Raw genomic sequence first — 20,913 nt, 5'->3', positions numbered from 1 at the left:
GAGCTGGAGAGTCTGGAGCAGTCGCTGCGCCGCAGCCGTGACTTGGCAGCCGATTATGATCGGCTGCAGGGAGAGCGCCGCTCCGCGGAGAAGCGCATTGCTGCTCTGGAGGAGCAGCAGGAGGCGCTGCGCGCGGAGCAGCTCCGGCTCAGCCTGGCCGGCAAGGCGCGCAGCGGATGGATCCGGCTGCGGCAGATCGGCCAGGAGCTCGCGGCGCTGCCGGAGCTGGCTGGCTTCCCAGAGCGCGCCTCGGCGAGGCTGGACGCGCTCGAAGCGGAGCTGGAGCGCCTCCATGCGGAGCGCGCTAGGCTCAGCCTGCGGCAGCAGACGCTTGCGGATCAGCTGGGCGCGATCCGCATCCAGCCTGATGTGCTCGAGCATCAGACGGAGCTGAATCATTGGCTGGAGCAAGCAGCCACATATGAAGAACAGAAGCGCAGTTTGAACGGGCTGTGCGTGGAACAAGAACACGGGCGCGCGCAGATCGACAGACTGCTGAAACAAATAGACGGCGCAGACGGGGAAAGTCAGATGGATCTTGGCGCCTTTGCCGTGTCCATCTCCCTTCGCGAGCAGATTCGATCCTACAAGGAACAGTTCCACAAGTGCCGGGCGGATGAGCTGCGCGTTCGAACCGAGCTGGAAAGCCTGGAGCAGCAGCTTCAGCGGGTGGAGGATAGCATTCTCATCTTGGAAGCCGATGTTCGGTTAGCCCCCTCATTTCCAGGAGGGATAGACCCTGGCACGGCGCTGCAAAAAATCGCAAGAGACTACGCGCAGTGGCAGATGCTGGTCAGGGAAGTTCAGCATCACAAAGAACGGGAAGCTGTGCAGAACCAATACAAACTCAGCCTGGAGGAAGCCGCCAAGGCAGGGAAAGCGGCTTCACGGAAACTACGAAAACGGATGGTGCTTTTCTTCGGCGCATTGGCAATTATTGTTCCAATTCTGCTGGCTTGGCAGAGCAGCTGGGCAATAGCTGTTTGTGCGTTCCTGCTATTTGCAGGCGCGGCATTCTTTATCCAGTTCGGCGACCGATCAGGTTCGGATCGTAGGGCTTCCCGCACGATGACGGCGTCCTCTAGCCAGGAGCCCTCTCCGAATGAAGCGATCAATCGTGAACTTCTTGAGTTGGAAGGCCGTTTGCAGGAACAAATCACTGCATTCATGACATCGAGTCAGACGCAGATGGGCTTTAACGAAGCTGCGGCAGCATCCGCTTTGCACGCTTCGCAGCCAAGAAGCCGTGCGGAGGCGTACGCTCTTCATAACTTTCAGCCTCAGTTGGATGCCTGGTTGAGAGAAGCCGAGCACAACAAGCAGCAGCTGGATCAGCAGAAACGCAAGGTGGACAAGCTGCAAGATGCGAGGGAAATGCGCGACTCCCTCCAACTCCAAGAAGAGCAGCGAGGGATTGTGTATGAACAGCACGTAGCGGAGTCTGAGCAGCTTCAGAGGAACTGGAGCAGTTGGCTCGTATCCCTTGGCTTAAGCGGGCGATTGTCCCCTGACGCCGCGATGGAAACGATTCAAGCGATTGAGCAGGGGCAGGAAAGTCTACGCCAGCTCCATAAACTGGAAGCAAGGCTTGCGGCTTTGCTTCAAAGTGTAAAGCAGTATGAAGAAGCTATTGTAATGCGGCTTCAACTATCCCCAGCGCAAGAGCCTTTATTTGCGCTCAAACGCTGGAAAGAGCAGGAGCAAGAGCAGCTGAAGCTGCTTGCAGCGAAAAAGCATAGCGAAGCGCTTTATGCAGAGGTTGCTGAAGAGCTGCTGCTTCTGGATGCTGCCGAGCAGCGCACGCTTGAGCGGCTTACGATCTTACTTCAGGAAGCTTCTGCAGAAGATGGCGAAGCGCTGCGCTTACAGGAGAGAGAGCTGGAAGAACGCAAGAAGTTAAGCGATGAACAGAAGCTGTTGGAATCTTCGCTTGAGGCTTTGCTGAGCCGTGCGTCTCTTGCCAGTTATACGGAGCTGTTGGAGACGCATGGGGAAGCCGATATCGCTTACCGTTTGGAAACCCTTGAACAGCAGATGGCGGACACGGCAGCCTTAACGAACGAACTCCGCGAAGCGGCCGGTAAACTGACGGCACACATCGAACAGCTGGAGCAAGGTTCTGAGCAAGCCGACGGCCAACTTCAGGCCGAAGCTTACCGGGCTTCGATTCGGGAACAGGTCGATCAGTATGCCGTTGCTTCTTTTGCTTCCTTGCTGATGAAGAAAGCGCGCGAAGTTTACGAGCAGGAACGGCAGCCAGGTGTGCTTTTACGAGCGTCCGATTATTTGAACAGGATGACGAATGGAGCATTCACCCATGTCAAAGCGCCGTTTGGAGAACAGCGTCTTGTTGCGGTTAGATCCAATGGACAGTCCGTGGACACGAGTCAACTGAGTCGTGGAACTGCGGAGCAGCTCTATCTGTCCATGCGTTTTGCGCTTGTGGAAGAATACGCCGGCAAGGCGGTATTACCGCTCGTCATGGATGATATTTTGGTTAATTTCGATGAGGAACGGATGGAGAGCTGTCTGCGTGTGCTCGCTGACTTAAGCAGCAGGCATCAAGTGCTGTTGTTTACGTGTCACGGGCATGTGCGGGATGCGGCTGCACGCGTTATTCCCAACTATCAATTAATAAACTTGTAAACCCGTTGTCCTTCATGGCATGAGAACCGGTTCACACTCATATAAGTTGAAGAAAAAAGCTGGAGGAATCAAGGTGAAGCCAGGAAACGAGAAGAAGAAAGAACACCGTGAAATTACGTACCAGGTTGGTTGGAAAAAAGGGAAGATCGAGTGGAACGAAGGGGCAGCGGAGGCGTTATCCGTTAAATCACTTAAGCCTGCAGAAAGTCCGGAGGAAGCTGAAGTAAGGCGGCTTCAGCTTCTATGGAAACCAGCGATGAATCTCCCAAGCTGGATGCTGTTTCCCCTTCTTTATGCGCTCCCGGTTCTTTGCTTTGGTTTGACGCTTATCCTGATTTATGGTCTACGGCATGGATAGTCGACAATTCAGAAGGGAGACTTAGGCATGAATATGCTATTAGCGATAATAGGCGGGTTGTTGGGCCTTTTTGTAACCGGAGTCGCCATTTACACGGCTTGGATGATTCATCAGCTTTGGCGTCAGCAGGCGGCAGCGCCAAAGGCTTTGAGCCAAGTGGAGATTGCCGTAAGCTATTTTTCACGTTGGACGGTGATGGATTATACGGTGATCGGACTGTTTATCAGTGGTTTGCTGTTATTGTTAGCTCAACTATTCGCGATTTTGCGCGATCAAACGGCGACGACAGCTGCTTTTCATTTTTCCTATTTGCTTACCGGTCTTATTTTATGCGCGATGGGGATGCTCTTGTTGATGATTCGTTTGATCGTCGTTCTCGGCTTCGCACAAACCGGCGTTCTACACCGTACGTTTACGGTTGCGCCAGATCATGAGCACGAGCCAGACAACACTAATTAAGCCGAATACAGGGTACAGAGCGGCAAGAAGTGTTTTGAAACCAATTTGGCTGACGAGATAACTAAGTCCTAAGATGCTAAACAGAAGGAGCTTAGGGTTTAATTTGGTACGTTGCTGCAGCTGCAAGGACAAGCCATATGCATCAGCGATAAATGTCGTGAAAATCTCTCCGTAGATGACGAGCAAATAGGCGATTTGAGGGGCTGAGCCCAGCCTGTTAATGATATTCCCCATTGGAATCTCATACTGTGCGATGCCAGGCATTTGCGCTGAAAGCGCATAGTGTGCGGAGAGTAGCAGCAGTCCAATGCCTGCTCCGCCGATAAGCCCGCCCCAGTAAAGCTCTGAGCGCTTCGTGATGGAAGCTCCCATCGGCACGAGAACGGCTTGTGCCATGGCCAGATTGAAGGCTGTGTAGAGAAATGGGGCGAACCATATTTTACCAAGCGAATCATCCGTTGTGATCCTCAGCCAGTTTCCAGAAGACGGTGAATGCCACGTATAAACGACGATAACCACGCTAAAAAGCAGCATGATAGGAACGACAATCGAGTTGACGGTCATGATGGCTCCAATTCCTCGTGATAATACGAGATAGGAGAGAATCAAGGTGACCAAAAGTCCAGTTTGATAGGACAGATGCAGCTGCTCCTCAAATACTGTTCCGCCGCCGGCAAGCATGACCGTAGTGATTCCGAACAGTACGATCATCGTAAACAAGCTGATCCCATTTCCTATTTTCGGCCCAAAAATGACCCGATTCAAATCCTCATAAGATGTTGCTTTTAATGTATGAGCCATTAGCATGAGTTTGATGCCAATCCATATAAATAGGAGGGTGGACAAAGCGATCGTTAATGAAGCTATCCATCCGTAGCGCGTAAAAAATTGCAAAATCTCTTGTCCGGAAGCAAAACCTGCTCCAACGACAGTCCCGATATAGGTAAAGGCAATACGGACGATCTGTGACCCTTTTCGCATGGATTGCCCCGCTTTCTTTCGTTTGGTATAGTACAAGGTATGTTCGCGGAGACAGTAGCATGACTGCAACTTGGGGCAAGCCCTTATTTTTGATAAAATGGTTAGGAACAGAAAGACGTAAGAAATTGGGAGTGTGTCTTTTGTGAAAGAAGCTCTTTATGACTTTATTGGACATTATGGCTATATTGCTCTGTACATTTTGTTGTCTGCCGGCATCGTTGGCGTACCTATACCGGATGAAACGTTGATGGCTTTCGTGGGCTCGTTGACCGCGCCTGGAGGTCCTTTTGACTATGTGACAACGTTAATAGTGATTTATGCCGGTACGATGACGGGGATGATTGTGAGTTATCTCATTGGTCACCGGGTGGGCAAGCCTTTCTTGTACCGCTATGGAAAATGGTTCAAATTGACGCCTGACCGGATCGAAAGAGCGGAAGGCTGGTTTCATAAATATGGGCTGTGGACCGTATTCTTCGGGTATTTCGTGCCGGGAGTCCGCCATTTCACCTGCTATTTGTCCGGAGTAAGCGGAGTGAAGTTCTACAAATACATGCTCTATGCGGGGACAGGGGCGCTGCTGTGGTGTACGACCTTCTTGACCTTGGGCCATTTTATTGGCAGCAATTTGGATGGCTTGTTCAATTTGATTCATAAATATATGGGTGTCAGTTTCATTATTCTCGTGGTTGTGGCTGCGATAGGAGCGGTGATTTATTTCCGCTTTCGGAAAAGAAGAGCGATCTGAACGCAAAGAAAGACCATACTTGCCATCCTATGGATGACGGTATGGTCTTCGGTTTGTAGAGCGGTATTAACGATCTGCGAAAAGCTTAATCGATTGGATCGTGTTGGCATTCGGATCTACATCGAGCTTCAGAAGCGTCCCTTGTGATTTGTAAGAAAGTACATAGGTTGTGTTGGAATCCGGTTTTCCGAGAATGCTAATGGCATCCTCCACTTTCTGGCCGAGGTGCAGGCCGCGCAGTCCCGGATCAATATCCGTGGAGTGTACATCCACGAATTCAAGGGCATCCTTGACATTAAAGCCAACGGAGAAATCACCAAAATCGTAGACCTGAATCGCATCATCGTCTTCATCCATAACGAATTGTTTCTTGGCTTTGCCGAATCGGTCCAGCACTACATTTTTGCTCGTTCCCAGCTTTAAGCCCATTAATGTCGGTTTCTCCTGCTGGTAAGCATCTTCCGCTTTCACCCGCGGTTTGGACGTTGGCTTGGCGTTTGAAGAGCTCTGTGGCAGATCCGATAAATCCGTTTTGTTCGTGTTTGCAACTTGCGCTTCATGCTTGGCTATCGTATCCTCCGGTGCCAAGGAAGCAGCTGGAGTTTCTACAGCCAGCACGGCAGGCGTGCTGACCGGGGTTGTACTTGGATTCTGCTTCTGAACATGAACCGATGGATCTATAGTAGGCTGAGCGGAAGGTGCAGATGACTCTTGGCAGCCAGCTACGATAAGCAAGGAAAATGCAACAGGCACAAAGCCAAGCATGACGGGTCTCATCGCATTGTTCATCATCATCTTTCCTTTCTGCCGAATAGTTGTCTTAAAAAGAATATTACTAATCATACTGCGATCGGGTTATCAATCTCAATGGATCTTGCTGCCTAAATGTGAGCATTTCTAAAACAAATTCGAAAAAGTTAAATCCTGTATAAGTATAGACACCTATTCGGCAAGAAAAGTTTCACTTCCAAGAGCGATATTCGCAAATTGGGACTTGAAACCTACTTCACCATTATGGTAACTTACTCATAATAGACAGGATTAAGGGGGCCAGTATCATGGAATTGTTAAAGCAGCGGATCCAGGAAGTCGGTGTCGTTGTATCGGATAAAGTACTTAAGCTTGATGCCATTCTTAATCATCAGGTGGATCCGGTTTTGACCATGGAAATGGGACGGGAGTTTGCAAGACTTTTCAGAGAGACCAAGCCGGACAAGGTGTTAACCGTAGAGTCCTCTGGTATCCCAATTGCCTTCACAACCGCACTGCATCTTGAGATTCCCATGATTTTTGCGCGCCGCAAGAAGACATTAACGATGGATCAAGATACGTATAGCGAGCGTGTGCCTTCTTTTACCAAAGGCATTGTGACCGACATTATGGTCTCTTCGCATTTGCTGCATAAGGGTGAACGTGTGCTGCTTATTGATGATTTTATTGCCAATGGGGACGCGGCTCGCGGCTTAATTCGCATTATTGAGAAGGCGGGGGCTGAACTCGTCGGTGTCGGTATTGCGGTGGAGAAATCGTTCCAATCCGGCGGCAGTTCGATTAGAGAACGCGGCGTTCGAGTGGAATCTTTAGCAAGAATTGCCTCGCTGGAGAACGGGCAAATCACTTTTGACTGATTTTACATCTAGTCTTTGACTTCCCTGATTGCCAATTATCCATTATAATGGTTACAAGGTAAGAGAGGAGGCTGACATCTATGGGTATCGAAAATGGTTCCATTGAATATTTCATGACTAAGCTTGGGGAAGCCAAAACACATTTTGAACGTGCTCTTGATTGTAAGCATACAGAATTTGATGATCTATATCCGTATATGATCGAACATCCTCAATTTTTCTGGTACAAACGCTATGTCGCTTGGTCTGAGTTGTTAACGATCGTGAAGCTCTGCACAGAGCTGACCATTGAATGGGAACAGCAATTTTCCGCAGCGCAAGTGGAATATATTCAGAAGCGTGTCATGTCAAGCAAGGTCCTTGATTTCTGGTTTGAGACGAATGATTCCAAGGAACATGTAAGCTAATGTAAAATTCAAGAGGCCAATGGATCCATTACGGATTCGTTGGCCTTTTTTCATTCCAGAGGCAGTCTGCCGGAGAGATCTGGTTAGACACCATTTTGAAGAATATTCATACTTTCAATATGCCTTTTGGTTTGTTCATTCCCTAATCGGTGCAAGGTGCGATACACTTCCGTCAAATAATAATCATATGCTTGATTGGTCTCATTGGAGTAATAAACTGACCAAGGGAGCCAAGAGGTCGCATAGCTGGCTTGGGACGTGTTATCTGTCTCTTCAAAGAGCTCCATCAATTGATCAAATTCCTCATCGGTAGCGGAAATTTCAAATTCATAATTGAGCGCGGTCCTGTCTTCCAATACTTCACCTGTCCCGACGTTAACGTAATATGTTTTTTTGTCCAATATGAAAACCCCCAAGGATATAATGGCGTTCTATTAACTTTGTCATGATTAAGGTAACCCTGATCTAGCGGATTTATGTAATGTTTCAACTTCGGCAGGAATTGGTGTATGCTTAAGGAGTAAAACTGGATGGCTGGAGGTAAGCGTAATGATAACAGAGGATCAGTTGGATCTTTATCGTGTTGAAAGCACATTGCTTCGCGTGATTCGCGATGTTAACCCAAGGAATGATGTCCGCGGCATTGTTGTCGCTTGGGATGATGATAGTGTTTTAATCCGCAAAAAAAATCGCAGAGTGGTCAAGCTTGCACGCAGCTATGTGTATCAGCCTTATGAAGCTGAACGGCCACCGGAATATATGCTTCCGCAAGAATTGATTGAACCGGATGATGCTGCGGATGAATCAGAATAGGGTTCCCATCACCGGAATCCAGATGGATTTGGTGCATTCCGAATACGGCAGTTACGTGCTAATTCGTAGCGATAGTCCGATGCGTACCTTGAATTCTTCGCCGTGGGGCGGAGGATTCGGGATGTTTCGATCGTTGATGAATAGGCAAGTACATAGGCTTTATAACGAGGCTGATCCCCTTCGCGAGATGGATGATTTCATCCAACGGGAAGGGTTGAATCCTCGGGAAACGGCTGGCATGCTGACGGCAGCTTGGGTGAAGGATGTTGGGTACAGCACGCTCACTTGGACGCGAAATGGCGCCGAGGATGCCGAGAACGAGACAAATCCGCTGCACGTTTGTGCGTGGGTCACCGTAGGTCTCGGGAACAAAGCTAGGGCAGGGACCGAAATGGCTGCCGCCTCGCTTTATCCCGGTACGATAAATACCATTGTCGTTATCGAGGGGCAATTAACCGATGCCGCGATGGTCAACGCGGTCATCACTGCGACGGAAGCCAAGTCGGCAGCGCTTCAAGCATTAGGCGTTGAAGTGGACGGGTTTCCGGCTACTGGAACGACTACGGACGCGGTGCTCATCGCCACGACATGCCGCGGCCGCTTGTACAGCTATGCGGGTACAGCTACAGCGCTGGGAAACCTGATTGGAAGAACTGTGTACGAGGCCATCTTGGCATCGGGACAATTGTATGAGAAAACGCCCGACTGATCGGTGAGGATGCAGTGGGGCGTTTTTCTATGTCTGTCCGTATCTGTGCTTACTGGAGGCTTCCTCGAACTTTGAGTAACCTTGTCATGCCAGCCACACGCACGTGCATTGACAGGTGGGCTAGCTACGGTTTGCGGAAAACGCCGAAAGCAACCCCGGCAGGATACACATCAACACCATCGGGATCTTCGTCTTCATTTTTGAAATTGGGATCATGTACGATACCTTCAGCTTCACCTTCTGTGAGATGTCGCTGATTGCCTGTGTATTTGGGTTCGAGAGCTTTGATTTCTTCCTCATCCATTCGTCATCCCTCCTTTGGGAATAGGTTTAGGAGCGGGGTTTGTATTTATACATGGATTGTAAAAGTTTCGTTGACGAGCTTTCTAGTCCCATGTTATATTTATTTTTGTCACCACATGATGTGCGATCATGGCGGAATTGGCAGACGCGCACGGTTCAGGTCCGTGTGGGCTTACCCCCGTGGAGGTTCGAGTCCTCTTGATCGCATCAACCGCAACAACCCTTTCAGGTTCTGAAGGGGTTGTTTTTTTATTTCCTAGGAAATCATGCGCAGACGGGTAGGCAGCTAGGCCTAAGACTTATATAATAAATATTATCTGGAAAGGAAATAGGGGGGCATCCTATGGAAGAAGATTGGAATTTGTTCGAACGCATCCGGGATCGGGAGCAGGTTCTAGTCTTTATGAACACTGCTTTGAAGCAGAAAGCTCCTTTCATAGGATATGGTCAAAGAATTACAATCGTATTTAATATGTATAGCTTGTGGGACCTCTCGGACAGCTCAACGCAAAAGGCGCAGCAAGCCTTTTATGAGCTCGAAGACAAACTTATTTCACGGTTGAAAGATCAGGGATATGCCCTTTATGCCGGGCGCATTTCTTCAAATAATAAAATGGAGATGTACTTTTACGCCAAGGATGACTGGGATTGGGAGCGGGAAATGAAGCGGGTACTGGCGGATTTTCCTAACTTCCGTTATTATTTCTCGATGAATTTGGATGCAGACTGGAGCTTCTACCTGGAAGAAATGGCACCTTCACCCTTGGAAGAGCAGTGGATGCGGAATGCCAAGATTGCCTATGCGCTGAAGCGTCGGGGGGATAATCTGGAGAAGGCCAGGGAAGTTCAGCATTGGCTGCATTTTCCGGATTCAACCCGGATGGATGCGATGAAAAGCAAAGTCGGTGCGCTTGGCTACAGAATCATTGTCTCCGAATTTGATACGACACGTCAGGTGGAGCCCTACGTGCTTCACTTGAGTAAATTACACACGCTGGATGTTCCGACCGTCAATGCGGTAACCAAAGAATTGTTCGTTCTAGCGGCAGAAGTCGGCGGAACTTATGACGGTTGGGGCACACGTCTGATCCTGCGATTTCCTGCGAAACTTCGAGCGCATTTGAAACGTATATTCCTAAAGATGATCTCCGCATTCAAATAAAGCCTAAAGTCCAGGTGTATAGCGGTTTTCATGAAGTTTAGGTATAATGCATAGTATAGATTGTACATGTTTTCTAATAGAAGGAGTTGACAGTTTCATGGATAGAACGGTTACGGTTTCTCATTCAGGCAGTTTTGCTCATGTGCTTCAAACATTTGCCATCTCCCTCTTGGTTTCCTTCCTGGGGACACTAGTCGGTGCTATGGTCGTTCCGCCTTCAATGATCATGCTTTTCGTCATTGCCGAAGTGGCCATGCTGGTGGCAGCCATCGTGATTCGGATTCGCGGCAAAAATATTGGATATGGTTTTCTTTATGCCTTTACGGCAATTTCCGGTGTAACCTTATATCCGGTGATTATGGCATACGGGGGTATGCTCGGAGCTAACGTGGTGTCGGGAGCATTCTTCGCGACAGCGGCGATTTTTGGCGGACTAGCCTTCTACGCGCACCGTTCGCAACGTGATTTCAGCTTCCTCGGCGGCTTTTTGTTCGCTGGAACGATTGGCCTTGTCTTGATGAGTGTCATAGGCATGTTCGTTAATTTCGACTCGATGACGAACTTGATTTGGTCCATGCTCGGCATTCTGATTTTCAGCGGTTGGGTGCTGTATGATGTGGCTCAATACCGCAATGGCGTATCGGCCGAAGAGGTTCCGCTCGCTGCACTTAATATTTATTTGGATTTCATCAATCTCTTCTTGTACATCTTGCGCTTCTTGGCTTCCATTGTTGGAGTTAGCCGAGACTAACAGATAGGAATTGCTATGGAAAAAGCACTTTCGACACCCGCTAACGGGAATCGAAGGTGCTTTTTTAATTGTGAAAATATGGGATATCCCCGCGAAAACACCGATTCACTTCCAGCAGGGTATGGAGAAGTAAAATGAGCTCAGCATGGCTTAGCTGAACTGTGGAGAACGTATCTTCCTGTTCGTGGTCTCGAAGCTTCAATTCCAGCATGTGGTTGGCTTTATCCATGTGGATGTTGAGCTGTTCAGTCAGGAGCATCTCTTCCCACATTCGATGCACCCCTTTCTCTCTAGTTACTTTAATATATGCAGCAAGGAAGAGGTTAGAAGCATGTTTGGAAGCATGCAGCGCCGGACTGATTTTTTTGAAACAAGCACGATTTAAGCCCTCTCTTCATACAATTTAGTGATCCTATATGGGGAGAGAGGAGATTGACCTATGGCGGCTTGCAATGCTTGGACGTATAGAGGGATTTCGTCTTCGGTGTTTCGTTCGTTACAACAAGTAGGCAAAAAACAAGGCTTCACCATTCCCAATGCTGCATCGGGGAAATTCATGATTACCGTGGTAGGAATGAACGTTGGTTTCCAATACGCTTGGGATATGAACGCACAGACCTTGCTATTGCAGTGCGATAACAAACCGATGCTGCTCGGCTGTAGTACGATTAAATCATTTGCCGATAAAATTATTTCGGAGAGCGGCGGAAGAGTCAGTTGAATCCATGTCCTCCACCTGTCTTACCGTTTAAGTCCGGGGCTCTCTGGTTACAATAGGGAGAAAAGGCAGGTGGGCGTATGGCCAAAAGTGATGACTTGGTCAAGTACATAACACAGCAGGTCGTGACGTTTATAGACACGCCAAGAGATGTTCGCCAACAAGCAAAAGCGATGCATAAAGAGCAGCGGGAGCATTGGCAGACACGTTGGTTTGGCATGCTGCCCTTGGCAGCCCGGATGCTGTTTGACCAGTTTAAAATCAAAAAATAAAAAGCCACAAAAAAAGGGCTGCCCGAGAAGTAGAATCGTCTACTTGACGGGGAGTCCTTTTTCCATTTAATAAATATGCCCCATCGCCAGAGCGGTAGGCAGTTGAATGTATCTTGGTCCTTCGTGATCGAGAACCAGATAAGGTAACCCATCCTGCCATGATTGATAGCCTAATACGGCCAGCGGCAGAGTAACCTGACCATCGTACAGCTCGGTGACAAAGGTCAGATGTTGATCGGTGGCAAGAGCGCTTTGGAGTTCGCTCAGTCCAGTCATAGGAAGCGGTGAGCCGACAATCCAAGGCATCCGTTCATAAGGATCAAAGGCGGGATGCATAATGGTGCTTGCTTCTTTTAATTCCGTTGTCATCAGTGTGCTATCATCGGCCCCAAGCTTTGGCGTCGGGTCATCTTTTAGAGGGAGTACTTCACCTGATTTGGCATCCACATAGTACAGTTGATTATCCAACTTGATTCTCCAAACAGCGGTGAAGCCGTCCATATATAAGCGGTCTTTGGCGATCGTTTCATTGGCGATAAAATCAGAATAAGTAAGGGTTGCCGGAATGAGTTCTTGCTGTACCATGGAACGATACAGCGTGGTCAAACTGAAAAGAGGGTGCTTGCCTGTCCCGTATTCCGTTAATCGGAAGGAGCCATTTTCTACAGACTGTACGATCATATAGCCGACATCCTCGCCATGATCCGTGAGAATCACGACCCAGCCATGTGTCCCTGGACCAAGCGGGTAACTGTTCCAAGCTGCTGATTGCCAGTTATGGAACCCTTCTTCGCGAGCGAGTGCTACCCGCCACTTCTCAACCGTGGCCGATAAAGTGGATTCGCTTCGCAAATCCGGTACGGGCTTTGCAGTTTCAGCTACTTGACTGCTGACAGCTGCGGGTTGTCCTACTGGCTGCACGAGGCTTGTCCGATCTGGATTATCGCCCGCAGAGCTTTGGGAGGGTATGAATAAGAGACTGCCAATACATATGAAGCAAGTTGCTGTCCATGCAGTCCACAACTTCATCCATGTTCACCTGCCTATCGCTAACTTCTCATTTGTATGAATCTATTGTAATTCTTATGCTATAAAAAGATTGTTAGAACCTGCAGCGTTAATTTGCGAGGTTTTAGCGACTATCGTCAGTTCCTAGGCGATCGCCCGGCGGTTAAATGAAACAATCCGCAATTGATGACAGAAACGGCGATGCGCGGCTTGTGCTGCCAGTCGATTTCTCTGAGGCGGTTGCGGCATTGCGTCTCGATTTCATCTCTTTTATCGGGCTCTGCGTTTAGCAAAAGGCCGTTGTAGTAGGATTCGACACGGTCAATCTCACTGCGGTGCTGCTCATTCGCCTCGTCCGCCCATCTATGGTCATAGGCGCTTATTTTACGTTCAAGCGTCGTTTCCAGCAGGTTCACGGCTTTGGTCAGCGATATCGTATCCGGCAAAATGTGACTATTCGCCGGCAGCTTGGGAGAAAGACCTTTGGTCAGCAGATGTTTATGAAAATTCTCGCGAATCTCGCCGTTGTTCAATTGAATGGCAAGGGAGTGGATCTCACTTCGTTTGCGGTCGCAGGCGAGTTCAACCTTGTAATTGATGCAAAACCAAGTATCATATACGAGCGCAGCATGATAAGTGGCTCCCGTAGGAAATGGTTCCTCAAACAGATGAACGAATTTCCCGCGCTCTCGCACGATGGAGAACATTTGTTCCAGTCTTCTACTGCCAAAAGTGACATCATCCTGCGGAACACGTGCTGTAATTGTCGTTGGAACGAAGCCGAAATAACGTCCCAGAATGCTGTCGGAGGAGCCGTCAGGCGCTTGCTCCTGGTTCGGTGCGGCTGGCGCGCCTGGGTTAGGCGGATTCTTCACAGCCGTCGATGCAGCCTTGGACTTGGCATCGAGCCTCATTTGTTCCGGGTCGAATACGAATTTATAGGTCATGGTTTCAGCAGGCGTCCCGGTTCGCTCCACGAAGCTCCAATAATAAGGCCGGCCCGTCATTTCCCGATCTGCTTCCGGAGAAAGCTTGGCTGTGACATAAGAGGGGCTTTTCTCCAGAATGGTGCAGTCATAAGCTTCAAGAAATCGCATGACAAAGGTATGAACGTTTCGTTTGTTCATGATCTGACCTCACCGCTTTGCGCGCCGCCTACGGCATCAAGGATATGTTGAAACTCAGTTCCATACACGGGATTGTGTTCGATTTCTTCTTTGATTTCGGTGAAAGAATGACCCAGCTCGTCGATTTTCCGGCGAATATCCTCGCGCGACCCTGCTTCCATCACCATGCGGAATAACGAAGTTTCAAGAGATCCTTTTTTTTCGATCTTCTCCAAAATCGTATCGAGCTGCCCGATAACCATCTCAAACATATTGATTTTCTCATGCAGCAAAGAGAGGATATGCTCCTCAATCGTATTGTTTGTCGAAAGATTATAGATGTTCACATCATGCGTCTGGCCAAGTCGATGAACGCGGCCAATCCGTTGTTCCACGCGCATCGGGTTCCACGGCAGGTCAAAATTAATCATGTTATGGCAAAACTGCAGATTAATTCCTTCGCCGCCAGCTTCCGTAGCAACAAGCACTTGTACGCGATTGCGGAATAAATCCATCATCCAATCTTTTTTGCCACGGTTCATGCCGCCGCGATAGGGGACCGCTGTAATTTTATGCTCTTTCAAATAGTTGAGCAGATACTCCTGGGAAGCGCGATACTCCGTGAAAATAATGACTTTATCATTAATTTCCTGCACGAGCTTCATGGTGGTTTCCGCTTTGCTATTCGATTTGATGCTGCGGATCAGCTCGACAAGCTCCCATATTTTGGCGCGTACAGGCGAATCTTCCGCTGTTTTTTTGAACAAATTCACGAGCGTGATGAAGACGGCATCCCTGGAGGAGCAGACCTCGCGTTGAAGTGTGATGAGCGAAAGCATGCTGTTTAAATCGCCGGAGCTCTCTGCATACCGCGTGCGTACGAAATTGGTGACGCCGTCATAGAGCGCCTGCTCGTCCGGTGAAAGCGTCAGCGGGATATTTTTCACCACCCGCTTGGTGTAATGAACACCGCCGTCGCCGCGACGATTTCGGATCATCACCTTGGATAGCTCCTGCTGCAGCTGAATCTCATTTTTCGGAATCCTTTTGCCGACAACAAAATTAGATTTAAAGGAGCTGTGAACACCGAGTTGACCGGGCTTGAGCAGGGTGATGAGATTATAGAGCTCTTTCAAATCATTTTGAACCGGCGTGGCCGTGAGCAGCAGGCAGTATTTTTTGCGCAGCTCATTAACGAAGGTGTAGTTGGTCGTTTTTTTATTTTTTAATTTATGAGCTTCATCAACAATCAGCATGTCGTATTCCAGACCCATCACGATTTCCCGGTGAGGATCGCGTTTGGCGGTATCCATGGAGGCCACGATAATGTCGCTTTGCTGCCACATGTACGCTTTTTTATGGGCGATGGCAGGTATGCCGAATTTGGTGTTTAATTCACGAACCCATTGCAGGACAAGGGATGCCGGCACCAGGATAAGGGTTTTGCGGACCAATCCGCGGATCATGTATTCTTTTAAAATCAACCCAGCCTCAATCGTTTTCCCGAGTCCCACCTCATCGGCCAAAATGGCTCGACCGCGCATTTCATTAAGCACTCTCTTCGCTGTTTCGATCTGATGAGCCATAGGCTCAAGCTGTCCCAAATGAGGGAGGCACTGCATTTCATCAAACGTTGAAATAAGTCCCGACTCTTCCGATTCGTAGGCGAGCTGGTACAAAGTCCAATCGTCCCACGGCCCTCCTCCGCGCACACGATGATCCAGCTCAGTAAACCAGTCCCTCTCAAAGTGCATGTCCAACCGATGATGAATGGGGCGAATGTTCTCTTGCTGTTCATGTTGACGCATGGTTGTGCCCTCCTAAGAGTTTTCGTAAGAAAACTGACTTCGTGAATCTAAGCTTGTATGAAGCACGGGCGCTAAACGCCGAATACGTGTTAGTATGTCCATAAGAGGCGCTTTCATAACTTTTTCCATGGTAAAACAGATGAGGAGATCAGCGCGGGAGCTTGGAGAGGGAGCGGAATCGTAACTTAAGGCGGTTATGTGGTATGATAGAGGTTGTCTTTTGACAAGCATGGTTGGAAAGAAAGGGTGAAGATTTCGATGACGGCATGGCGATTTATACATACGGGGGATCGTTCTCCTGCTGAAAATATGGCTTTAGATGAAGCGATTTTGACCGCTCATAGTGAGGGGATCGTCCCTCCTACGGTGCGTTTTTACGGATGGAATCCAGCAACACTGTCGATCGGTTATTTCCAAAAAGCAGCTGAGGTCGATCAGGAGGCTGTGGCGAATGAAGGCATTGGCTTCGTACGCCGTCCGACAGGAGGCAGAGCGGTTCTGCACGATAAAGAATTGACCTACAGTATCATTGTGGCCGAGGATTATCCGGGCATCCCCCGAAATGTGACGGACGCTTACCGCGTCCTGAGCGAAGGGCTGCTGCAAGGTTTCCGCGCGTTAGGACTTAACGCCGAGATGGTGCAGCTTGCAAGCGATGAGGAGAAAGAGAAATATGCCTCTGCAGGCTCGGCCGCATGTTTCGATTCTCCGTCCTGGTATGAGCTCGTGGTTGAGGGACGTAAAGTCGCCGGCAGCGCGCAGGTACGGCAAAAAAACGTCGTGCTGCAGCACGGCTCGATCCTGCTTGATATGGATACGGACCAACTATTCCGTATGCTGCGTTTCTCTAACGAGAAGGTGGCGGAGCGAATGAAGACGAGCTTTTTGAAAAAAGCGGTGGCCATTAACGAGCTGCTGCGGGCACAGGGGAAAGAGGCCGTTACCTTGGGGCAAGTTGAAGAAGCCTTCCGCCGTGAAATTGGACTCGGTTTAGGTGTGGAGCTGGTTGAGGACTCGTTGACACCGTTTGAGATCGAGCTGACCAATCGTCTTGTGCAGGAGAAATATGGGACGGATGAGTGGAACTTGCGGCGGTAATCGTGAGGCGTGTGGTAGCGCCCTGGCGTTCCTCGTGTGGGGATTTAAAAAACCTAAGGCAGTGTAGTGGGCCTTAGGTTTTTTGCTGATTACGAGAACGTGCGAACAAACTCCTCTTGCAGCTTGCGGGTATATGCACCTGGCGTGCCGGCTCCAATCTTGCGGCCGTCCACTTCCAGAATTGGCGTTATTTCTACCGTTGTCCCTGAGATAAAGGCCTCGTCAGCCTCCATAAGCTGTCCCGTCGTAAAAGCTTCTTCTTTAACCGGCATCTCCAAACCTCTGGCTAAACGCAAGACGACTGCTCGGGTAATTCCGTGCAAAATCAAATGATTCGCAGGGTGCGTATAAAGCACGCCATCCTTGATTATCATCAGGTTAGATGCGCTGCACTCCGTCACCGTACCTTCGCGATGCAGCACAACCTCCTGCACGTTGTTATCGAGCGCTGCTTGCTTGGCCATGACGTTGGGCAGCAGATTGAGCGTTTTGAGATCGCATCTTAACCAGCGAATATCGGCGAAAGTAATGGCTTTAATTCCGTTATGTATGGTTGCCGTTGGTCTTGGCACTTCCGTGCAGTAGGCCAGCATGATCGGTTCTGCCTGAGTCGGAAACGGATGTGCGCGTGGAGCTTCGCCACGGGTGATTTGCAGATATACAGTGCCATCGATCAGCTTATTTTTGGCTACCAGCTCGGTGAGAATTTGCCCGATTTTCTCGATGGTAAAAGGGAGCGTAAGCCGCACCTCGCTTGCGGTTCTTTGAAGCCTCTGCATATGGGCATCCTGCTCATAGAGCTTACCTTGATAGACACGGAAAACTTCATAAATACCGTCTCCAAAATAATAACCGCGATCATCGGGCGAGAGTTGAATGTCCGCTTTATTCATAAATTCATTTTTATAAAAATACATGTCTTTAACATCTCCTTAGAAAAAATAAATAACGAACAAATGTTCTAAAAATGAGCGAATTGTGGTATCCTAAATATAGGTTAGCAGAGGAACACGCCATCGTCAAAAGCAACGAACCACCAGCTCGCATTCTATAAAATAAAGAGAGATTTCGAGTAAATTCCAGCTAAAGCGATCATTACTTGTCTTATTAAACAAAATTGGTCCTTTGGCCATTCGAAGGTCCATATCTAGTGTTGTATAATGGATTTCTCACACCAGATATTGTAATTTTCAATTTAGTTGGAGCTGAATCTGTAGCTTATTGGGAGGGCATTTATCAATGGGGATTTCGCAATCAGGTAAGAGGCTGGAAGGTTTAAGCGAGAAAATATTTTTGGATCGCTACGCACTTAAGAATGCGGATACGAGCTTTGCTAAAGTGGGGGACACCGTACTCGTATTGACGAAGGATGATCCCAAATTCCCAGCCAAAGAAGTAGGCGAAATTATTAGCCGTGAAGGCGACATCGTGCAAGTAAGAACACGCAGTGGCGAGACAGTCAAATCTGCAGTTGAGAAGCTTACATTAAACATAGAAAAGACACCGGAAGAAATGTGGGACCGTCTGGCCGGAGCCATGGCATCCGTGGAAACGACACCTGAGAAACGCAGGGAATGGACGGAGAAATTCAGATATATTTTGGATGATTGGAAACTTGTTCCAGGTGGGCGAATTGCGGCAGGGGCGGATGCAAGTGATGAATTAACGCTGTTCAACTGTTATGTAATCCCATCTCCTCACGATAGCCGTGGCGGCATTATGAGCACACTTTCGGAGATGACGGAAATCATGTCACGCGGCGGTGGTGTGGGGATCAATCTGTCTTCCCTGCGTCCACGCCGTTCCGTTGTCAAAGGAGTTAACGGCTCTTCGAGCGGTGCTGTATCATGGGGCGGTTTGTTCAGCTATACAACAGGTCTGATTGAGCAAGGCGGAAGCCGTCGCGGCGCACTTATGCTGATGATCAATGACTGGCATCCAGATCTGGAAGATTTCATCACGGTGAAGTCAACGATGGGCCAAATCACCAATGCCAATTTATCCGTTTGTGTAAGCAATGGATTTATGAAGGCTGTGAAGGAAGATTTGGAGTGGGAGCTCGTTTTCCCGGATACGACGGATCCTGAATATAACGAGAAATGGGACGGCAATTTGGAAGCTTGGAAACAGCTTGGCAAAGCCGTCAAGCCTTACCGCACAGTCAGAGCACGTGAAGTGTGGCACACGATTATTGAGTCCGCTTGGAAATCGGCTGAGCCTGGCGTTGTTTTCATGGAATACTATAACCAAATGTCGAATAGCTGGTATTTCAATCCGATTATTTGTACGAATCCGTGCGGGGAGCAGGGGCTTCCGGCTTGGGGAGTTTGCAACTTGTCGGCGATTAACTTATCTAAATTTTATGATGCAGAGAAGCATGATGTCGACTGGGCGGATCTGGCGACGGTTGTTCGCTACTCGACGCGTTTCCTTGATAATGTCATTGACAAAACGCCATATCACTTCGAAGAAAACCGTGAGAATCAACAGAAGGAACGCCGCGTAGGCCTAGGATCAATGGGCTTGGCGGAACTTATGATTAAGTTGAAAATTCGTTACGGCAGTCCGGAATCCTTAGTGTTTTTGGACAAAATCTATGGCTTCATGGCAAGAGAAGCTTACCTGGCATCAGCGGAAATTGCTGCTGAAAAAGGATCTTTCCAAGCATTTATTGCAGATAAGTTCCTGGAGAGCGGCTTTATGAAAAATATGACCCGGGTATTCCCGGAAGTTGGCGAAGCCATTAAATCAAACGGTATGCGCAACGTAACGGTTATCACGCAGGCTCCAACGGGAAGCACAGGGACCATGGTGGGCACTTCGACGGGCATTGAGCCGTATTTTGCTTTTGAATATTTCCGCCAAAGCCGCTTGGGCTTTGATAAACAATATGTACCGATTGCTCAAGAATGGAAAGATGCCAATCCGAATCAGGAATTGCCGGATTACTTTGTAACATCCATGACGTTGACGGCTGAAGATCATATTCGCGCACAAGCAGCGATCCAGAAATGGGTTGACAGTTCAATCTCCAAAACAGCGAATTGCCCATCCGATTTCACAGTTGAAGAGACCAAACGGTTATATGAATTGGCTTTTGATCTGGGTTGTAAAGGCGTTACCATCTACCGCGATGGAAGCCGTGATGTGCAAGTTCTTAGCACAAGTTCTGACAAGAAAGAGGAGAAGAAAGTTGAGAAGGCAGAAGCAGCACCAGTTGCTGTAGCTGCGGAGGCTATGAAAGAAGAAGCCAGCTTAACGAATCTTTCAGGCAAACTTGCGGTTAATGTTGACGCCAAAACAGAGCAAGTTTTCGATAAGCAATATAAGCGCCGTCCACAAATTCTGCGAGGCGCAACCTATAAAGTGAATACACCATTTGGCATGGCGTATATTACAATCAATGATATGAACGGAACGCCGAGTGAAATTTTCCTTAACGTGGGGAAAGCGGGATCAGACGTTTTTGCAATGTCTGAAGCACTAGGCCGCGTGTGCTCCTTGTTCTTGCGTTACGGCGACCACGGCGACAAAGTGAAGCTGCTTGTGAAGCACTTGAAAGGCATTGGCGGCTCCGGCGCCATTGGATTTGGCACGAACCGCGTCGAGTCGATCGCTGACGCGGTTGCCAAAGCGCTCGAGCAGCACGACGAAGTGATGAACGAGCAAGACGACGCGCGGAACTACGTGACCGCGACGAGTGAAGTGCTGGATGCGCCAGCACCGGCACCGGTGGCTGCTCCTAGCGGGCACGCCGCGCATGGCGCTCATGGCAGCAACGCTGCTAGCGCCGCGACGAAGGACTTGTGCCCGTCTTGCGGTTCCGCTTCGCTGATTAACAGCGAAGGGTGTAAGAATTGCGCGAACTGTGGCTACAGTCGCTGCTCATAAGAGGACCGGGGGCGGGAGCCCCTGGTTTTTTTTTTTTTTTTTTTTTT

General features: G+C 49.0%; 23 protein-coding genes and 1 tRNA gene. 15 read left to right on the top strand and 9 right to left on the bottom strand.

Features of this window, described 5'->3' with window-relative positions; genetic code table 11:
- The 3 genes from PCH02S_RS36040 to PCH02S_RS34145 all read left to right on the top strand — a co-directional run.
- Window positions 1-2,646: AAA family ATPase (locus PCH02S_RS36040; protein ID WP_164819838.1), on the top strand; the 2,646-nt coding region annotated here is incomplete at its 5' end.
- A 73-nt stretch (window positions 2,647-2,719) separates the two neighbouring features.
- Window positions 2,720-3,004, top strand: coding sequence for a hypothetical protein (locus PCH02S_RS34150; protein WP_127458563.1), 285 nt, complete (start codon window positions 2,720-2,722; stop codon window positions 3,002-3,004).
- 27 nt (window positions 3,005-3,031) lie between these two features.
- Window positions 3,032-3,463 (top strand): hypothetical protein, encoded by a 432-nt coding sequence (locus PCH02S_RS34145; RefSeq protein ID WP_127458562.1) that lies wholly within the window; start codon window positions 3,032-3,034, stop codon window positions 3,461-3,463.
- Here PCH02S_RS34145 and PCH02S_RS34140 read toward each other — a convergent pair.
- Window positions 3,404-4,444, bottom strand: coding sequence for a YkvI family membrane protein (locus tag PCH02S_RS34140; protein ID WP_127458561.1), 1,041 nt, complete (start codon window positions 4,442-4,444; stop codon window positions 3,404-3,406). The two genes, PCH02S_RS34145 and PCH02S_RS34140, sit on opposite strands and share 60 nt — an antisense overlap.
- Window positions 4,445-4,586: 142 nt before the next feature.
- Between PCH02S_RS34140 and PCH02S_RS34135 the strand changes: the two genes are divergently transcribed.
- Window positions 4,587-5,192: a DedA family protein gene (locus PCH02S_RS34135; protein WP_127458560.1), complete on the top strand. Its 606-nt coding sequence runs from the start codon at window positions 4,587-4,589 to the stop codon at window positions 5,190-5,192.
- Window positions 5,193-5,258: 66 nt separating this feature from the next.
- On the opposite strand, the gene PCH02S_RS34130 is transcribed toward PCH02S_RS34135, so the two are convergent.
- Entirely contained in the window at window positions 5,259-5,987 is a 729-nt protein-coding gene (locus PCH02S_RS34130) for a hypothetical protein (RefSeq protein ID WP_127458559.1), read from the bottom strand.
- A 263-nt stretch (window positions 5,988-6,250) separates the two neighbouring features.
- Here PCH02S_RS34130 and PCH02S_RS34125 point away from each other — a divergent pair, with 263 nt between their 5' ends.
- The gene (locus tag PCH02S_RS34125) at window positions 6,251-6,820 is read left to right on the top strand and encodes a xanthine phosphoribosyltransferase (protein WP_127458558.1); all 570 of its coding nucleotides are present in this window, start codon (window positions 6,251-6,253) and stop codon (window positions 6,818-6,820) included.
- 80 nt (window positions 6,821-6,900) lie between these two features.
- On the top strand, window positions 6,901-7,227 hold the full coding sequence (locus PCH02S_RS34120; RefSeq protein WP_079413697.1) for a hypothetical protein: 327 nt from the start codon (window positions 6,901-6,903) through the stop codon (window positions 7,225-7,227).
- Window positions 7,228-7,310: 83 nt separating this feature from the next.
- Here the strand turns inward: PCH02S_RS34120 and PCH02S_RS34115 are convergent, their stop codons facing one another.
- Window positions 7,311-7,628 (bottom strand): hypothetical protein, encoded by a 318-nt coding sequence (locus PCH02S_RS34115; RefSeq protein WP_127458557.1) that lies wholly within the window; start codon window positions 7,626-7,628, stop codon window positions 7,311-7,313.
- Between the two features lie 148 nt (window positions 7,629-7,776).
- Here PCH02S_RS34115 and PCH02S_RS34110 point away from each other — a divergent pair, with 148 nt between their 5' ends.
- On the top strand, window positions 7,777-8,040 hold the full coding sequence (locus PCH02S_RS34110) for a hypothetical protein (RefSeq protein ID WP_127458556.1): 264 nt from the start codon (window positions 7,777-7,779) through the stop codon (window positions 8,038-8,040).
- The gene (locus tag PCH02S_RS34105; protein ID WP_246069400.1) at window positions 8,027-8,749 is read left to right on the top strand and encodes an adenosylcobinamide amidohydrolase; all 723 of its coding nucleotides are present in this window, start codon (window positions 8,027-8,029) and stop codon (window positions 8,747-8,749) included. The genes PCH02S_RS34110 and PCH02S_RS34105 overlap by 14 nt, the downstream gene beginning before the upstream one ends.
- A 124-nt stretch (window positions 8,750-8,873) precedes the next feature.
- Here the strand turns inward: PCH02S_RS34105 and PCH02S_RS34100 are convergent, their stop codons facing one another.
- Window positions 8,874-9,053 carry a hypothetical protein gene (locus PCH02S_RS34100; RefSeq protein ID WP_127458555.1) on the bottom strand — a complete coding sequence of 60 codons (180 nt, stop codon included), beginning with the start codon at window positions 9,051-9,053 and terminating at the stop codon, window positions 8,874-8,876.
- 122 nt (window positions 9,054-9,175) lie between these two features.
- On the opposite strand from PCH02S_RS34100, the gene PCH02S_RS34095 reads away from it, so the two are divergent.
- The 3 genes from PCH02S_RS34095 (at window position 9,176) to PCH02S_RS34085 (ending at window position 10,965) form a co-directional block, all read left to right on the top strand.
- A tRNA-Leu gene (locus PCH02S_RS34095) sits at window positions 9,176-9,259 on the top strand.
- A gap of 136 nt (window positions 9,260-9,395) precedes the next feature.
- The gene (locus tag PCH02S_RS34090) at window positions 9,396-10,214 is read left to right on the top strand and encodes a DUF695 domain-containing protein (protein WP_127458554.1); all 819 of its coding nucleotides are present in this window, start codon (window positions 9,396-9,398) and stop codon (window positions 10,212-10,214) included.
- 97 nt (window positions 10,215-10,311) lie between these two features.
- Window positions 10,312-10,965 (top strand): Bax inhibitor-1/YccA family protein, encoded by a 654-nt coding sequence (locus PCH02S_RS34085; RefSeq protein ID WP_127458553.1) that lies wholly within the window; start codon window positions 10,312-10,314, stop codon window positions 10,963-10,965.
- 64 nt (window positions 10,966-11,029) lie between these two features.
- On the opposite strand, the gene PCH02S_RS34080 is transcribed toward PCH02S_RS34085, so the two are convergent.
- Window positions 11,030-11,236: a hypothetical protein gene (locus PCH02S_RS34080; protein ID WP_127458552.1), complete on the bottom strand. Its 207-nt coding sequence runs from the start codon at window positions 11,234-11,236 to the stop codon at window positions 11,030-11,032.
- 168 nt (window positions 11,237-11,404) lie between these two features.
- Here PCH02S_RS34080 and PCH02S_RS34075 point away from each other — a divergent pair, with 168 nt between their 5' ends.
- Complete coding sequence (locus tag PCH02S_RS34075; RefSeq protein ID WP_127458551.1) at window positions 11,405-11,686, top strand: hypothetical protein; 282 nt, start codon at window positions 11,405-11,407, stop codon at window positions 11,684-11,686.
- Between the two features lie 77 nt (window positions 11,687-11,763).
- Complete coding sequence (locus tag PCH02S_RS34070) at window positions 11,764-11,955, top strand: YqzE family protein (RefSeq protein ID WP_127458550.1); 192 nt, start codon at window positions 11,764-11,766, stop codon at window positions 11,953-11,955.
- Between the two features lie 66 nt (window positions 11,956-12,021).
- On the opposite strand, the gene PCH02S_RS34065 is transcribed toward PCH02S_RS34070, so the two are convergent.
- The 3 genes from PCH02S_RS34065 to PCH02S_RS34055 all read right to left on the bottom strand — a co-directional run bounded on the left by PCH02S_RS34065 (window position 12,022) and on the right by PCH02S_RS34055 (window position 15,877).
- Window positions 12,022-12,984, bottom strand: a complete 963-nt coding sequence (locus tag PCH02S_RS34065) for a hypothetical protein (RefSeq protein ID WP_127458549.1) — start codon at window positions 12,982-12,984, stop codon at window positions 12,022-12,024.
- 116 nt (window positions 12,985-13,100) lie between these two features.
- Window positions 13,101-14,090, bottom strand: coding sequence for a YqhG family protein (locus PCH02S_RS34060; protein ID WP_246069398.1), 990 nt, complete (start codon window positions 14,088-14,090; stop codon window positions 13,101-13,103).
- Complete coding sequence (locus PCH02S_RS34055) at window positions 14,087-15,877, bottom strand: DEAD/DEAH box helicase (protein WP_127458547.1); 1,791 nt, start codon at window positions 15,875-15,877, stop codon at window positions 14,087-14,089. Before PCH02S_RS34055 ends, PCH02S_RS34060 begins: the two co-directional genes overlap by 4 nt.
- 258 nt (window positions 15,878-16,135) lie before the next feature.
- On the opposite strand from PCH02S_RS34055, the gene PCH02S_RS34050 reads away from it, so the two are divergent.
- Window positions 16,136-16,975, top strand: a complete 840-nt coding sequence (locus tag PCH02S_RS34050; RefSeq protein ID WP_127458546.1) for a lipoate--protein ligase family protein — start codon at window positions 16,136-16,138, stop codon at window positions 16,973-16,975.
- A gap of 89 nt (window positions 16,976-17,064) precedes the next feature.
- Here PCH02S_RS34050 and dat read toward each other — a convergent pair whose 3' ends face one another.
- Window positions 17,065-17,892, bottom strand: coding sequence for a D-amino-acid transaminase (gene dat, locus PCH02S_RS34045; RefSeq protein ID WP_127458545.1), 828 nt, complete (start codon window positions 17,890-17,892; stop codon window positions 17,065-17,067).
- Between the two features lie 322 nt (window positions 17,893-18,214).
- Here dat and PCH02S_RS34040 point away from each other — a divergent pair, with 322 nt between their 5' ends.
- Window positions 18,215-20,866 carry an adenosylcobalamin-dependent ribonucleoside-diphosphate reductase gene (locus tag PCH02S_RS34040; RefSeq protein WP_127458544.1) on the top strand — a complete coding sequence of 884 codons (2,652 nt, stop codon included), beginning with the start codon at window positions 18,215-18,217 and terminating at the stop codon, window positions 20,864-20,866.
- The last annotated feature ends 47 nt before the right edge of the window (window positions 20,867-20,913 follow it).

The organism is Paenibacillus chondroitinus NBRC 15376 (genome assembly GCF_004000765.1).
GTDB classification, from domain to species: Bacteria; Bacillota; Bacilli; order Paenibacillales; family NBRC-103111; genus Paenibacillus_E; species Paenibacillus_E chondroitinus.
The sequence above is the reverse complement of the archived record's forward strand: the minus strand, read 5'-3'. Positions and strand labels throughout refer to the sequence as shown.